At 33.5% G+C, this 16,708-nt stretch carries 8 protein-coding genes, 3 tRNA genes and 1 pseudogene; 6 read left to right on the forward strand and 6 right to left on the reverse strand.

Going from position 1 to position 16,708, the window contains the following annotated elements:
- Window positions 1-166 precede the first annotated feature (166 nt).
- Window positions 167-1,684, reverse strand: a complete 1,518-nt coding sequence (locus ACXX80_RS10805) for an OmpP1/FadL family transporter (RefSeq protein ID WP_458553187.1) — start codon at window positions 1,682-1,684, stop codon at window positions 167-169.
- Window positions 1,685-1,738: 54 nt separating this feature from the next.
- A complete protein-coding gene (locus ACXX80_RS10810; RefSeq protein ID WP_458553188.1) occupies window positions 1,739-2,740 on the reverse strand; it encodes a hypothetical protein in 1,002 nt (333 codons plus the stop codon).
- A gap of 101 nt (window positions 2,741-2,841) precedes the next feature.
- Here ACXX80_RS10810 and proS point away from each other — a divergent pair.
- From proS to rpsT, 5 genes and pseudogenes are all read left to right on the forward strand, one after another.
- A pseudogene (gene proS, locus ACXX80_RS10815) lies at window positions 2,842-4,319 on the forward strand (proline--tRNA ligase).
- A gap of 78 nt (window positions 4,320-4,397) precedes the next feature.
- Window positions 4,398-4,469 (forward strand) — tRNA-Glu (locus ACXX80_RS10820).
- A gap of 46 nt (window positions 4,470-4,515) precedes the next feature.
- A tRNA-Glu gene (locus ACXX80_RS10825) sits at window positions 4,516-4,587 on the forward strand.
- Between the two features lie 38 nt (window positions 4,588-4,625).
- Window positions 4,626-4,697 (forward strand) — tRNA-Glu (locus ACXX80_RS10830).
- A gap of 158 nt (window positions 4,698-4,855) precedes the next feature.
- Complete coding sequence (rpsT, locus tag ACXX80_RS10835) at window positions 4,856-5,107, forward strand: 30S ribosomal protein S20 (RefSeq protein WP_039109573.1); 252 nt, start codon at window positions 4,856-4,858, stop codon at window positions 5,105-5,107.
- A gap of 67 nt (window positions 5,108-5,174) precedes the next feature.
- On the opposite strand, the gene ACXX80_RS10840 is transcribed toward rpsT, so the two are convergent.
- Together ACXX80_RS10840 and ACXX80_RS10845 are read right to left on the reverse strand one after the other, a co-directional pair.
- The gene (locus tag ACXX80_RS10840) at window positions 5,175-5,582 is read right to left on the reverse strand and encodes a response regulator (RefSeq protein WP_458553189.1); all 408 of its coding nucleotides are present in this window, start codon (window positions 5,580-5,582) and stop codon (window positions 5,175-5,177) included.
- A complete protein-coding gene (locus ACXX80_RS10845; RefSeq protein WP_458553190.1) occupies window positions 5,582-7,297 on the reverse strand; it encodes a PAS domain-containing sensor histidine kinase in 1,716 nt (571 codons plus the stop codon). The genes ACXX80_RS10840 and ACXX80_RS10845 overlap by 1 nt, the downstream gene beginning before the upstream one ends.
- A gap of 174 nt (window positions 7,298-7,471) precedes the next feature.
- Here ACXX80_RS10845 and typA point away from each other — a divergent pair, with 174 nt between their 5' ends.
- Window positions 7,472-9,268 carry a translational GTPase TypA gene (gene typA / locus ACXX80_RS10850; RefSeq protein ID WP_458553191.1) on the forward strand — a complete coding sequence of 599 codons (1,797 nt, stop codon included), beginning with the start codon at window positions 7,472-7,474 and terminating at the stop codon, window positions 9,266-9,268.
- Window positions 9,269-9,461: 193 nt separating this feature from the next.
- Here the strand turns inward: typA and ACXX80_RS10855 are convergent, their stop codons facing one another.
- Window positions 9,462-12,248: a T9SS type B sorting domain-containing protein gene (locus ACXX80_RS10855; RefSeq protein ID WP_458553192.1), complete on the reverse strand. Its 2,787-nt coding sequence runs from the start codon at window positions 12,246-12,248 to the stop codon at window positions 9,462-9,464.
- A 67-nt stretch (window positions 12,249-12,315) separates the two neighbouring features.
- On the reverse strand, window positions 12,316-16,686 hold the full coding sequence (locus tag ACXX80_RS10860) for an FIDD domain-containing protein (RefSeq protein WP_458553193.1): 4,371 nt from the start codon (window positions 16,684-16,686) through the stop codon (window positions 12,316-12,318).
- Window positions 16,687-16,708 lie beyond the last annotated feature (22 nt).

The following is a 16,708-nucleotide window of genomic DNA, read 5'->3' on the forward strand; positions in this document are numbered from 1 at the left end:
TTTAGGACCATAAATCTTTGTGCTTTTTATGGAGCTATTCCTGCTGTACGTTACAATCTCCCGAAAAAAATGGGAGGATTTTCCCCGACGCTTCGGGACCATCAGGGCTAAAAAAAATCCGTTCCATGATAACGAAACGGATTTTAAGGTTTATTTTTCGGATTGATTACAATTCAAACAGTAATGTTACTGAAACATTGTTGTTTATGGCCTCAATACTAGCACCATCTGTAAATCCTTGGTTAAAAAATCCTTGTTGTGAGTTTCTCTTGGCATAAGAATACGCTAAATCTACTTTGGTAGAACCAAAATTGTATCCTAAACCTGCTGAATATCCGGTTAAATCACCTATTGTTACAGCGTTTTTATAAGGACTTTGTTCGTAACGATATCCTGCTCTTAGGCTCAAAGCTTCAATTTTATACTCAGCACCTATTCTTAGTTCGCCAGTAGTGTCTAAGATTGAATTCATATCGCTGTTTAAATCATTAAAATAAGGATCGTTTTCAGGTTTAAATTTAGTGTTTCTATAATCTTTAATAGCGTAATCAACGCTTATTAAGCCAGATTTTCCAAAAACATAAGCAAAACTTCCCGTTAATTTGCTGGGTGTTTGTAATTTATAAGGTTCGTAAATAATGGTGTAATTAGAATCTGGATTTACAGAAGTTAGACTTGGATTTGCAGAGGTGTTGTAATCATATATATTGGTTACAATATTTTGGTTTAATTCATCATTAAGATGGTACCATGTAGGAGATTCATATGCCAAACCCAAACGAACTTCATCGGTTACTTTCGCAATGGCTCCCAATTGAAATGAAAAGCCAGTTCCGTAGGTATATAAATTGTTATCAAAAGTTGCATTTACTAAATCAATTATATTTGTGTTTGCATTGTCATTTTCTTCGTAAAAGTTGGAAGATTGTCTGTAATCCGTAAAATGGGAGTTTAAGTTTATTCCCAGATACAATTTGTCTTTAAAAGAGGTTGCGGCATTAAATGATAATTTTCCATTATAACCGTTAGAAATTAGGGTGTTTTCATGATAATAATTCCCACCTGCTGGAACATTTGAAGTGTATTGTGTGTTATTTGGGTTATTCTCATCTACGGGGTTTATTATATAACCTTCGTAACCTAAAAAAGCTTGTTGTCCTCTGTGATCTAAATCTTCAAAGTTTGAATTTTGTATGACATTTAAAGGAATCCCATTGGCATAAGCTAAAAAATAGTTGTCAACTGAATTATTTGGATTCGTTCCGGCAGAAAAAAATCCGTTGTCAAAATTAGTAATGTTTTCATAATTAACGGCCAATGAAATCTTTTTCCAATTGCTGTTTGGGTTTCTGTTATTAAAAACAAAAACGGCGCCTGCTTGGTTCAAATCAAACGAATTGTTTTTTTCGCTTGCTGTGCTACCAAAATAAGTAGACTTATTTTTTGTGTCAAAATTACTTAAGGTAAGAGCCATTTGGTTGTTTGTAAATACTGCAGAACCCGCAGGATTTACATTTATAGAGGATAAATCACCTCCAAGAGCTCCAAACGCACCGCTCATAGCTCTAAATCGAGCTGTCCCGTTCAGGTTGTCCTGCGCGTAACGCATGGCATCTGCTATTTCTTGTGATTGTGCAACGCTTGCAGTGAAGCCTAAAGCTAATAAAAATATATATTTTTTCATTTTTAATTCGTAAGTTTTAATTTAAAATCAAAATTCGTAGGTGTATAGCGGTTATCATCCTCTTCCGCCTCTTCCGCCACCACCTGATGATCTTCCGCCACCACCAGAATTCCCGGAACTACTTGAGCTAGGGCTGTATGATCTTGAATTGTTGTCATTCCTTGAACTTGGAGTGTAAGATCTTTCGGGTCTGTTGTTTTCGTTTCGAGTGTTATTCGTGTTCGATCTTCTGCTAGGAGTACTATTGGAATTGTTTTGATATTGTCCTTGATTTCTTGAAAATGTTGGACTTGTTCTATTGAATCCGTTTGTAGTACTTCTACTTCTTAAATCAGTATTTGTATTTCCTCTGTAATTTGAATTGTTTCTGCGACTAACGGTATTGCTTTGGTTTCGAGAGTAATTTGCTGAATTTCGGGTGCTGTAATTTCTATCACTACTTGTGTTAGTAGTGTAGGAAGAACCTCTTCTGCTTGCGTTATAGGAATAGGCTCTGTTATTGTAGTAATTAGAGTGTACCCAATTATTGCCATACCAGTTATTCCAGCCCCAATTGTTTCCATACCAATTATTCCAACCCCAATTATTTCCGTACCAATTGTTTCCGTACCAATTATTCCATCCAAAACCAACGTTCAATCCCCATCCATAACCGGCATTCCATCCCCAGTTATTTCCATACCAATTATTCATTCCCCATCCGTTGTCGTAAATATTTACACTTACAGTTTGAGGATTACTGCCCCATCCCGGATAGTTGGTGTAGTCTTGCAGGCTGTCATTTTCGATGTTATAATCATTGTAACTATCTACATTTGTGAAAATTTCCACAGGCTGGTTATTGTTTTGTAAAGACCCGAAGTAGTCTTTGTATTGATTGTTTGGAGCATTTTGCGTCTCTACTTCAACAGCTCTTTTTGGAGCGTTACCATATATTCCATCAGAATCATAGTAAGAACTGTTTTGGTACGAGCCACAGGATGTCAACAGGACGCTCAAAAATCCAACAAAGTAATATATTGTTGGGTTTCGCAAGGAAAGAGTACTAGTTTTCATATATATGGAGTTTTTTATTGTTGCACATTACAAAAATAGTTAGTTTTGCTGAACTATTTACTTAAAATTATTAATACAAAATTTGTGCCAAACTATTCAGTATGAGTAAGAACTTAACTACAAGATCAGAAGATTATTCAAAATGGTATAACGAGTTGGTTGTCAAAGCCGATTTAGCCGAAAATTCAGGAGTTAGAGGCTGTATGGTTATCAAACCTTACGGATATGCGATATGGGAAAAAATGCAAGCTGAATTAGATCGAATGTTTAAAGAAACAGGGCATCAAAATGCCTATTTTCCACTATTTGTTCCTAAAAGTATGTTTGAAGCTGAAGAAAAAAATGCGGAAGGATTTGCTAAAGAATGTGCAATTGTAACTCATTATAGATTAAAAAATGATCCAGACAGGCCAGGAAACTTATGGTTGATCCTAATGCAAAATTAGAAGAAGAATTAATAGTTCGTCCTACAAGCGAGGCTATTATTTGGTCTACTTACAAAGGATGGGTTCAGTCTTACAGAGATTTGCCTTTGTTGATTAATCAATGGGCGAATGTAGTGCGTTGGGAAATGAGAACTAGATTGTTTTTGCGAACAGCAGAGTTTTTATGGCAAGAAGGGCATACTGCTCATGCAACAAAAGCAGAAGCAGTTGAAGAATCAGAAAAAATGATGAATGTATATGCTGATTTTGCTGAGAATTTCATGGCAATTCCAGTTATAAAAGGAATCAAAACCGAAACAGAACGTTTTGCAGGAGCTGAGGAGACCTATTGTATCGAAGCTTTGATGCAAGATGGAAAAGCGTTGCAAGCTGGGACTTCACACTTTTTAGGTCAGAATTTTGCTAAAGCGTTTGATGTTAAATTTGCAAATGCCGAAGGAAAGCAAGAATATGTTTGGGGAACTTCTTGGGGTGTTTCTACTCGTTTAATGGGTGCATTAGTAATGACGCATTCAGATGATCAGGGATTGGTGTTGCCTCCTAGTTTAGCGCCTATTCAGGTAGTAATTGTTCCTATTTATAAAACAGACGAACAATTGGCTGCTATAACTGCTGAGGTGAATGTTTTGACAGCGGCTTTACGAAAATTACACATTTCAGTAAAATTTGATGACAGAACCACTCAGAAACCTGGTTTTAAATTCGCAGAATGGGAATTAAAAGGTGTGCCTGTTAGAATTGCCGTAGGTCCAAAAGATTTAGAAAATGGAACTTTTGAGGTGGCAAGAAGAGATACGTTGACTAAAGAAGTAGTTTCTAAAGATGGAATTACAACTTATATAAGTGATTTATTAGAGCAAATTCAAAAAGAATTGTTCGAAAAAGCATTAAATTATAGAAATACGCATATTACTGAAGTAAATAGTTTTGAAGAATTTAAAGAGGTTTTAAATACTAAAGGAGGTTTTGTATCAGCACATTGGGACGGAACTGCAGCAACTGAAGAGAAGATTAAAGACCTGACTAAAGCTACCATCAGATGTATTCCTTTAGACAGAGTAGAAGAGGCGGGAAGCTGTGTTTTTACTGGGGAAAGCTCAGCGGGTAGAGTGTTATTTGCGAAGGCGTATTAAAAAAAAATAATTTTTTTTGCATGTACTATTGTACGTTTCAAAAATAGTTGTATTTTTGCATCCGCATTAGAGAAGCAGGGCCCGTTCGTCTATCGGTTAGGACGCATGGTTTTCATCCATGTAAGAGCGGTTCGATTCCGCTACGGGCTACTATTTTTTTGCATGCTAAAGTTTTCCTGAACTTAGAAGGAGAAATGGCCCGTTCGTCTATCGGTTAGGACGCATGGTTTTCATCCATGTAAGAGCGGTTCGATTCCGCTACGGGCTACAATTTCAATTTATATTGATAAAAACTTAGGAGGATAAGGTCCGTTCGTCTAGGGGTTAGGACGCCAAGATTTCGTCTTGGTAACAGGGGTTCGATTCCCTTACGGACTACAATTAGTTGTAAATAAGTTTTGTAAAACAGAGGTTGGTGTCTCCAATCGTTGTTTTATTAGTTAAAACCAAAGTGATTGATTAACAATTGTGGGAGGTTTTTCTTTTTTAACTAATAGTTTATAACAATTATTACAATTAAAAAAAAATAAAGTAAAATGGCAAATCATAAATCAGCTCTAAAAAGAATTAGAAGTAACGAAAAGAGAAGAGTATTAAACAGATACCAACATAAAACTACTCGTAATGCAATAAAAGCATTAAGAATAGCTACTGATAAAGTAGATGCTACATCTAAATTATCAAGTGTAATTTCTATGATTGATAAGTTAGCTAAGAAAAATATCATTCACGATAACAAAGCTTCTAATTTAAAATCTAAATTAACTAAGCACGTTGCTAAATTGTAATCAATATAATCGTTAAGATATAAAAAAGCTCTCATTTATGAGAGCTTTTTTTATATCTTAAAATTTTTTATTTTTCCATTTTGCTCTTAAGGTATTCAAGCATTGAACGAGTAATTGGTTTAGATAAGAAGTCAATTACCATTGGGTATTGTTTTGCTTTTTCTAAGTCTTCAGGATCTATGGTTGAGGACAGTACAACGACTTTAATAGTCTTGAATTCTGAAAATTCCTGGCTATTGAAATAATCCAAAAATTCCCATCCACCCATTACAGGCATATTCAAATCTAAAAAAATTAATTGCGGATGTTCGTTTGGTTTGTTTTTGGTATATCTGAAGGTGTTGAAGTAGCTTAGTGCTTCTTCTCCGTTTTGAGCTGTTATTATTTCATTAGAAAACGATGATTTGATTATTACTTTTTTGCATAACATAAGTGTTATAGGGTCGTCATCAATGCATAAAATTTGATCTAACATTATTGTTTGTTTTTGAATGTTAATGTAAACGTAGTTCCTTTATTGACTTCGCTTTCAATTTCAATTGTTCCTCCCATTGTTTCAACTTGTGATTTTACTAAGTAGAGGCCCAGTCCTTTGCTGTCAGGGTAATTGTGGAAACGTTGATAAAGCCCGAATACTTTATCTCTATTTCTTTCTAAATCGATACCTATTCCGTTGTCTTTAAATATTAATACCACAGTATCGTCCATTTCTTGGGAGGTAATAGTTATTTTGAGCTTTCTGCTTTCGGATTTGTATTTTATTGCATTTGTTAAAAGATTTAAAAATATACTTTCTATATATGCTTTATTAATGTTTATGATAGAAACTTTTTCGAAATTCAGTTTTATGATTGGTTTATATAATTCGATTTGAAAATTAAGCTGGTTAAAAACATTTTCAAAGATTTCTTTTATTAAAACTGCTTCTTTTTGAATCGAAGGATTGTCTTTTATGATAATAACTTTTACTAAATCATTGATTGTGTCATTTAATAAATGAGTAGATTTGTTAAAGCCGTTTACTATTTCTTTTAATTCTTGGTTTTCAATAGGGATGTCTTCCAATAGATTCAGTAATCCAGTTAAATTTGATAATGGAGCCCTCAGGTTGTGGGACGTTATATATGAAAACTGTTTTAAGTCTTTATTGTTTTGTGTTAGTTCACGAATAAGTTGTTCTTTTTCTTTTTCTTGCTTTTTTTCATCGGTAATGTCTCTTTGAATCGATATCCAGTGAGAAAGTTCATTCTCAGTATTATAAATTGGTATCATGGAGAAACGAACCCAATATTCTTCTCTTTTTTTGTTTAGGCTGATTGTCTCTATAAGACATTCCTGTTTGTTCTTAATGGAGCTTAAAAGTTTTTCAAGTTCGTTAATATCGGAATTTGGACTATTGAAAGGATCTGCAGGTTTTCCAGAAATTTCTTCAAAGTCATATCCTGACATAGAAGAAAAAGCTGGGTTGGCATAAATGACGTTAGGAATTTTTTCGTCAAAGGAATTGGCTTCGGTTATGATAATTGAATCTTTTGATTGCGTAAATACCGTTTCTAGTAATTTAAGTCTTTGCTCTTCTTCTTTTTGTTTTGTGATGTCTTGTATAGCACCAATCATTCTGATGGCTTTTCCATTTTCATCTTTCAAGAGAAAGCCTCTGTCTAAAACGTATTTATAGGAATTATTCGCGCATTTAAAGCGATATTGATCCTGCCAGTTTTCAGTTTTTTGTTCTATAAACGAATAAAGTCTGATGGACATCTTAATGCTGTCTTCTGGGTGAATTTTATCAAACCACCATTTTGAGCTATTGCCAACTTCATCTTCAGTGTAGCCAAAAACATTTTCAATTCCTTTGTTCCAAGAAAAGCTGTCTTCTTGTATTTTCCAGTCCCAAATTGTATCGCTGGTAGCTTTGGCTACAATATCGTATTTTTCATTCGACTCCTTGATTTCGTTATTTGTATTTTTAAGTTTTTCGAAAATGGATTTATTTCGGTTGTCGTTTTTTGATAAAATAAGTTTAAAAATTATTCCAGTCAAAAATATAAAGAAGATGTCTTTAGTAAAAGTATAAAATTGATGGTTTGAATCAGAAATATATTGTGTTAATAATTTATGACTAACAATGGCTACAAACATTGAGATTAGAATGTAGACGGTGATTACTTGATTGGTTTTGCTTTTCATTACTCAAATATAAATAATTATTGCTGAATTATTAAAGAACATTCATAACTTATTTTTTAGAGATTTTTTTAAAAGCCTATTTTTGTGTCTAATGCGTTAAGAATATGTAAACTATTGCATAAATATTTTTTATATCAAAATAAAGTGTACCTTTGCACCCATTAAAAATCACAGATGGAATCTATTAGAAACATTGCAATTATTGCCCACGTCGATCACGGTAAAACAACTTTGGTTGATAAAATTATGTATCACTGTCAGTTATTTCGTGATAACGAAAACACAGGTGACTTAATCCTTGATAACAACGACTTAGAGCGTGAAAGAGGTATTACCATTACTTCAAAAAATGTTTCTGTAGTTTACAAAGGAACAAAAATCAATATTATTGATACTCCTGGTCACGCCGATTTTGGAGGAGAAGTAGAACGTGTATTGAACATGGCGGATGGAGTTTGTCTACTTGTAGATGCTTTTGAAGGTCCAATGCCTCAAACTCGTTTTGTATTACAAAAAGCTATTGACTTAGGTCTTAAACCTTGCGTTGTAATCAATAAAGTTGATAAAGAAAACTGTACTCCTGAAGAAGTACATGAAAAAGTTTTTGATTTAATGTTTGAATTAGGTGCTGAAGAGTGGCAATTGGATTTTCCAACTGTTTACGGTTCTGCTAAAAATAACTGGATGTCTGACCATTGGGAAAACGTAACTGATAATGTTGAAGCATTGTTGGATATGGTTATAGAAAATGTACCAGCTCCTAAAGTTTCTGAAGGAACACCACAAATGTTGATTACATCTTTAGATTTCTCAGCATTTACAGGTCGTATCGCTATCGGTCGTCTTGAAAGAGGTGTTTTGAATGAAGGTATGCCAATCTCATTAGTAAAAAGAGACGGTACTGTAATTAAATCTAGAATTAAAGAACTTCATACTTTTGAAGGTCTTGGTCGTAAAAAAGTACAACAAGTAATTGCTGGTGATATTTGTGCGATTATTGGTGTTGAAGGATTTGAAATTGGAGATACTATTGCTGATTTTGAAAACCCAGAAGCTTTAGCAACAATTGATATTGATGAGCCTACTATGAGTATGTTGTTTACAATTAATGACTCTCCTTTCTTTGGTAAAGAGGGTAAATTTGTAACTTCTCGTCATATTAGAGATCGTTTGACAAAAGAATTAGAGAAAAATTTAGCAATGAAATTAGGTGAAACTGATTCAGCTGATAAATTTATGGTTTTTGGTCGTGGTGTACTTCACTTATCTGTTCTTATTGAAACAATGAGAAGAGAAGGGTATGAATTACAAATCGGTCAGCCACAAGTAATCATCAAAGAAATTGATGGTAAAAAATGTGAACCAATTGAGGAATTAACAATCGATTTACCAGAAACACTTTCTGGAAGAGCGGTAGAGTTTGTTACTATGCGTAAAGGTGAAATGTTGAGCATGGAAACTAAAGGGGAGCGTATGATTGTTAAATTCAATATCCCATCTCGTGGAATTATTGGATTGCGTAACCAGTTACTTACTGCAACTGCAGGTGAGGCTATTATGGCACACCGTTTTATAGGATATGAGCCTTACAAAGGAGAAATTGCTGGACGTAACAAAGGTTCATTGATTTCTATGGAAAAAGGAAAAGCTATTCCTTATTCTATTGATAAATTACAAGATCGTGGAAAGTTTTTTGTTGAACCAAATGCTGAAATTTACGAAGGTCAGGTTATTGGAGAAAACTCTCGTGGAGATGATATGTGTGTTAACGTAACGAAAGAGAAAAAACAATCTAACGTTCGTTCTTCTGGAAATGATGAAAAAGCAAGAATCATTCCTCCAATTATTTTCTCATTAGAGGAAGCTTTAGAATACATTCAAAAAGATGAATATGTTGAGGTTACACCAAAATCTATTCGTTTAAGAAAAATATATTTAACAGAAACAGATAGAAAAAGATTTAAAATCTAATTCTATTTTTTATAAAATTGAAAGCCATTCGTTGATTCGAATGGCTTTTTTTTTAGGCTTTTTACTTTTTAGTAATTTGATATTTTGTATCCAAGTGTCTATAAAGAAATTATTTTTTTAGTGCTTTAAATTACCTAAAATTATTGGTTGAAATGTATAAGAAAGGTGTTTAAGTAATAAAATAGATTCTATATTACCTTTTCAGGCTAAAATGGCTTTTAGCTTCTCTTCCGTCTTCAAGTTTTATGGTGAACCAGTAATCATCTGCAGGTAATGGTTCCTTAAGGAAAGTTCCATCCCAGCCAAGGCTTGAAGGAGATAACAGTTTCAATAATTTTCCATATCGATCAAAAATGTATATTATTGCATTTTCGTAAATACTGCTATTTATTCCTTTCAGGTTCCAATAATCATTGTATCCATCACCATTAGGAGTAAAGAATTTAGGAGCATTTAATACAGCAAAGGCTTTTTTTATTTGTCCACATCCATTATTGTTTTTCACAATTAATTCGTGAAAACCACCAGGTACGTTTTCAAAAAGAGTTGAAGTTTGAAAAGAAGTTTCATTTCCATTTTCGTATTGAATCATATAATTATAATCACTTGGATTATCGAGTTCAATTATAACTTGATTTGTTTGCTGTAAATCATGCACAATTATATTATTTATTTTTGCCAAATAAGATAGAGTTACAATGCATTTTCGTGTAGTGGTACAGCCTGATTTATTTTTTACAGTTACGTTATATTCACCTTCTTTGTTAATAGATATGGTAGGAGTTGTCTCGCCTGTTGACCATAAATAAGTGAAATCACTAGTTCTAGTTGGGGCTGAAATCCCTGCATTTAATTGTATTGAGGGATTTGTTAATCCTTCGCATAGAATAATATTTTCTAAAAGATTAATTTTTGGAGAAGACTCGACTATAATTTCAAAATTTCCGGTTCCATAACAACCTTCAGCATTTTCAGCCCGAATGAATACTGTTTTAGATTCAGAAATAAAAGGCTCTTTCAGCTCATTTGTTCCCATAGCGGCATCTTCTGCACTTGAATAAAAAAACAAACGCACATCTGAAGGTAAATTCAATTCGGTTTTTATTAAATCTTTTTTCTGTTCTAAGTCAAATGATGCTTTTCCCTCACCAAGATCACACGCATGAATTGCTTCGGGTAATAATGATATGTTTTTATTAGCATGTAAAATAACTGTTCCAATGCTATAACAACTTGAATTTGGTTGAGTGACTTTTGCATATATAAGTTCATCTGGAACACTATTTCGATAATTTACAGGCATAGATTGAGTGTTTGTTAAATCATTTTCTGCATCTGTAATACTATGGTAATAATATACTTCAAAATCTTTTTCACCTAAACAAATAGGCTCATTAGCTAAAGCTAAATTAAATAAAGCTAATCCATCAGTAGGAGTACTGTCTTGTATGTCACATTGTGTTAACTTGTATGTTGTTGAAAGTATTTTCGGAACATCATAAATTGTAATTGTTTTTTCAAGAGGCTCTCTGTTTTCACCGTTTACAGTTTTTATTAGCGTTACTTTATAATCACCAACTTGAGCATAAGTATGATAGGCATCAATATCGGTGGAGGTAAATCCATCACCAAAATCCCAAAGTACACTGTCAATTTTTTCGACAGAGTTACTAAAAAAATGAGTAGCGTCACCTAAACAATTGAATTCATAATTAAAGGCATATAAGAATAAAGAAGTGATGAATGGGGGTAAGCCTAATTTGGCTTTTTTTCCACCTAAATCAATTTCGTTTTGTAAGTAATTACAGTTAGAACCATCTAATTCAGGGTTGTTTATAACAGATAGCTTATCGCTACTATCATTTCTAGTAGGATATCCAGAACGATATATTTTTTCGTCAAGTGCTAGTTGTAAAGCACCTGCAACGTTTGTGGAAGAGTTGATGATGGTTTTTGAACCTATAATATTAGCACTTTTAAGATCAAATTGAATTAATGAGCTTCCTAAAGAAATTCCTTCAGAATCGAATAAATTTACTGTGATATATAACTTTTTTGATTTTGAAGAAAATTCTACACCGTATGGATTAGTTCCGTTAAGAATAGAAGAACCATTACTTACTTTCCCTGTAGCTGCATCAAAATCAAATAACCATACATTACCGGTATTTCGTCTAATTTCACCTTTAGGACCTAATTCATCAGTCGCTTTCAAGGAAGAATTTGCCATAGCAATTTTTTTTCCATTTGGAGATGTTTTTAAATAGCCTATAGCATTAGAAATATAACCGCCTGTTGGTACATTTAAAGATGTGGTCGTTTGAATAGGTTTTTTATCAACACCAGACGTGCTTATTTTAAAAGAGTAAAAAGTGTTTTTAAAATGGGTTATCACCCAAAACGAAATGCCATCACCATGTTGAACAGCAGTAATTTTTTCGGAGCATTTAAATTTCACATCATCACTATCACTGGGGTCATAAGTAATGAGATGAATGTTCTTTTCTTTGACAGAGATATCTCCTAAGCCATTATTCAACCTCAAATCAACTAACGAATAATTTAATCCATTATTTGGTGGGTCCTCGTCATTTGTGAGATTATCGTCTACATTTTTTGGATTAGGCTGATCTACTGTAAATATATAATATAAGTTTAGATTGCTCGGATGTGGAACAATTATAGCTGACTGAGTACTTGAGTTATGGCCTAATAGACCATAGCCATTTGGCATTGCCTGATGTGATTTATCATATACTATTGATCCATCAGTATAAAATAATAGTTTTCCATTTTTATCAGAAATGGTTGTGCATCCTTCGGCAGTATTTAATTTACCATTGGTTAAAGCAACTGGACTTCCTGAATTGAAATCGAGACCGGCATTATCACCAAAATACCATATAGCCGCTTCTTTTTGTCCAAAAGAGGGGGTAGTTAGAAAAAGGAAAATAAACAGTAAATGGTAATAATGTTTCATAACTAACAAATATAGTCAATATCCACAAAAAAAAGTAATAGTACGAATCATGAATATGTTTTGTATATTATCTTTTCAAACTGAAATGTCCTTTGACTTCTCTACCTCCATCTAATTTTATGGAGTACCAATAATCATCTGCGGATAAAGGCTGACCTACAAATGTACCATCCCATCCTTGACTAGAGGGAACAATTTGTTTTAAAAGTTTACCGTAACGATCAAAAATATAAATGATTGAATTTTTATTGAAATTTTCATTTACTCCTTTTACATTCCAATAATCATTGTAACCATCTCCATTTGGAGTGAAAAATTTTGGAACACCAATCACAGCAATTGTTTTGCTTACAGTTCCGCAACCATTTTTATCATTAATGTATACTTCATGAATTCCAGCAGTTACATTATCAAAGAAATTAGAATCTTGAAAAGGCCCTGAAGGAGCGTCCAGACTATATTGATATTTTCCTTGTCCAGTTACATTAACTGTAACTGAGTTTACATCTGATAAATCAACAATTGAAATGGTTGTTATTTCTGCTATATCAGAGGCCGTGACTTTTATAGTTCGGATTCTGCTACAACCTGCTAGAGAGCTAACTTCTACCGTATAATTACCTTCTGCGTTTACATTCAATGTTGAACCAGTTTCAGACGTTAAAATTACATTGTCTTTTGTCCATACATAAGTATAGTCAGTACTGGGAGTTCCATCTTGAATTCCCGAATCTAATCTCACAAAGAAAGTGGGAAGGTTTGAGCAAACTAATTCGTTTTCTTCTAAATCTTCATTAGTATCAATATTTGGTTTTGGATTTACGGTTAATGTAACCTTTGGACTCAAACCATAACAGGCATTATCAGCCGTACTTTCTACGCGAACCCATATTTTTTGTTGATTTGGATATCCTTCATTTCTATAGTTTGAAGTATTTGTTATTGTATCATTTTCTGATAAAGCATCTTGCTGATTTTTGTAATATTGAATGGAGTAAGGTGTTGCGGAGGGTGGGAGAATGGCTATGATTTCTGCAGTAACGTTACTAAAATCAAAAGTTGCGATTCCGTCAGTATCATTATTAGCAACTCCTAAATCATCACACGTAGAAAAAGTACGACTGAATGAAGCTGGAATTTGAGTAGTAGAAACTATTAAGTTAATTCGAACTATACTAATGCACTCATTAGTGTTTTTTACCCTAGCCCAAACAGTCATACCTCCTGAAGTAGTATTTGTAAATGCTAAAGGATTAGAAATTAATTTCCCAGTATCAGCAGTTTCAGCTCCTAAAAGTGAAGTATAATACGTAAATGTTTCGGAAGTATAATTAGTTGATATCTCGTTGTTCTTTACCGTTAAATTAAAATCAGAGAAACCATCTGTATCGTCATCACATTGAACTATTGTGACCGTATTGACTGCAGGTAAAGTATAAATTGTCAAAGTAGTTTCGGAAGAAATCAAACCACATGAGTTTCCAATTTTATCCAGTTTCACTCTGTATTTGTAACCATTCATTTCGTTTTTTACGCTTGTTATAAGTAAAGTATTGGTTTTTCCTCCGGTATAAGTTGTGCCATCTATAATATCAGTCCAAATTCCGCTGGTTAAAAGTTGCCATTGATAAGTGTTTCCTCCGTTATCTACTAACGTAATTTCGGCGTTTTGTAATTCGCATGTAGAAGCAACTGTGGGCTGTTTTGATATTATAATTGGTGCCGAAATTAAATAATCCGGATTGGGTATTGTATACGGAGCCCCAATGACAAGCCCTTTTAAATCTACAGATATTGGTGAATTTCCAAATTTCCCATCATTATTGGGGTCTGAAAATCCCGCTTCATTGACATCATTACAAAGGTCGTTATCACTGTCCAGATCGCGGTAATTTCGTATTCCATCAGTATCAGTATCAACTCCCGTTTCTACTAAATCTAGAATTCCGTCGTTATCACTATCTAAATCTAGATAATCTTTACTACCATCATTATCATTATCAATAGGTGTAAATCCGGGTTCGAACGCATTGTCTAGCCCGTTATTATTAGTGTCTGAATTTGAAAAGCTAACTGAAATATTTTGTTGCGCTTCAATTGTATCGGGAATACCATCGTTGTCGCTATCTGTGTCTAATTGGTCGGGATTTCCATCACCATCAGAATCTTTGGGAACACAAGTGGCAAAAAACTTTAAAGTAGCTTTATTCGATATGTCATCTGTTAAATTTTTGTGTGTAAAACTGATCGTATTTGTTAAGTATGTTAAAAATTTAAAAGTACCAGTTCCAGCCGCTAATGCAGTTACACTGTTTAATCGAAATCGTATTTCAAAGGATGAATATTGTGTTATGCCACTTTCATAAATTCCATCATAATTAGTGTCAATCAGTAATTGATTGTCTGTATTGAGGATAGTTATGGTTTTGTCAATATCAGAATTTACAATATATTCTGCATTTGCATTCAATAAATCAGTAGGATTTGCAGTAGAAGCGTATTCAACTCCTACGCTCATTGGTTTGGCAAAATTCATTTTGTAAGTTACACTATTCCCTTTACCAGCAGGAACTTCGGTAATAAAACTACCGTTAGTATTTCCAGTAAATGTTCCCGTTGGCAATCCAGTTCCGAAGGTTATAACAGTTCCGGTAAAGGAATTGGAGTAACTTCCTACTGATATAGTGCCGGTTGCAGGATTTAAAAGATTTAAATTTTGATCGCCATAGGATTCAGTACAATTAGTTATTCCATCATTATCATTGTCAATATCAATATTATCATTAGTATTGTCATTGTCTAAATCAGTGGGACAACTGCTAACGGGGATTTTATCAGATGAAACATCACTGAGACAGCCAGAAATACTTCCTTTCACTTGATAAAAGCCTGGAGTGCTAGGAGTATATGTATTTGTAATTGCATCGGGATGTTGTATTGGGTCGATTGCTACGTCATTAAAATACCATTGAAAAGTATCATAAGCAGTTAAAGCACTGATTTTTAAAATTACATTAGGAATGCAATTAGAACTTGCTCCAATTTTTATTTCGGAAATAATTTCAGGCTTGGTGTCAAATCCTGAATAATAACCGCCATAAGTTGCAGCGCCATTTGTCCCAAAGTAAGAAACATACACTTGTTTCGTTGATTTTACGGCAATATTCCCTATTTGATTAAAGACTGTATATCTCACATATTGTGTATTACCTGTTACTGCTACAGGAAGGCTCGATATAGGAGTGTTGTTTATAGTTACAGTAGCACCCGCTTCTGTCACAATGTTTAACCCACCATTGTAAAACGTATTTCCTATCGATTCAATAGAAGGAATATTATCAACAATGCTAGGTGTAGCACAATTTAAGGGTGGTACAAAAAATAAATTTTGATTTGCGGATGAAAAATCCCCACCAATACTCTGATAAGCAGATACGTTTTCTGAGGTTGAAACATATAAATTACCATCTATGAATTGGCTTCCGTCAATAACGGTATATTGTCCTTTATTTAGAGTGGCAATAGGTACCGCAGAACCATTAACGAATACTTTAGTCATGTCGACATTTGCAATTAATAAGACCCGTTCTAATTCATCAGTTCCAAGTCCTTTTACAAATATATACTCTTTGCCCGTTTTTTCTGTTGGAACAATTTGATCAAAACCTACATCTCTACCAAGAGGATTTCCTTGCGCATTAACAATAGTACTGTTACTACCTCCAAAAGAACCTGAATTGACAACTACTGGTTTGTCTGATTCTACTAACGCACCAATCATTTTAGAGCTATTGGAAACAGTATTGATGTCGTTTTCCAAAGCCAAAACATAACTTTCATTTTTGTTTAAAATAACTTCTATTGGTCCAGTAATAGTGGTGCCATCTGACAGTTTTGACCCTATTGGAATGTTTGAAATAGTGACTTTATTATTATTCTCTGTTGACAGTATGGAAGCAAAATTTAATACAATTTGATCGTAAACTGGATTTAGCATTGCTCCTAATCTAAATTCTCTTCCCAAAGCACTATTTCCTTTTGACACCAGTCCACCAGCATGATTATATGAATTATTTTGAGAAGCAAATCCAGCATTAACTCTAACACTTACATAAATTAAATCTTCGGCTTCAACGATATATCCTTTGTTTTTAATAATTCCAATAGTAGTTTTTGGAGTGAACAATTGTGTATCTTGTCCTTGACCAATAGAATATCTATATGGAGTTGTATTTTTGACTACACCAGTTATTATGTTGCCTCCGTTTGCTATAATTTTAAAATTAACATTAGTAGTGCTTGGTGTAGATATGTATAAATAATGATCTCCTGCTAAATTTGTAGCACAGGTTAATGGCGGAATATAGTGTGTTTTGCTAAACTGCGAAAAACAACTTATCGAAAAAAGTGTAATGAGTAAGAGTAATGTTTTTTTCATGTGCTAAAAATAGCGAAATTTA

It is taken from the genome of Flavobacterium sp. GNP002, from assembly GCF_054343795.1.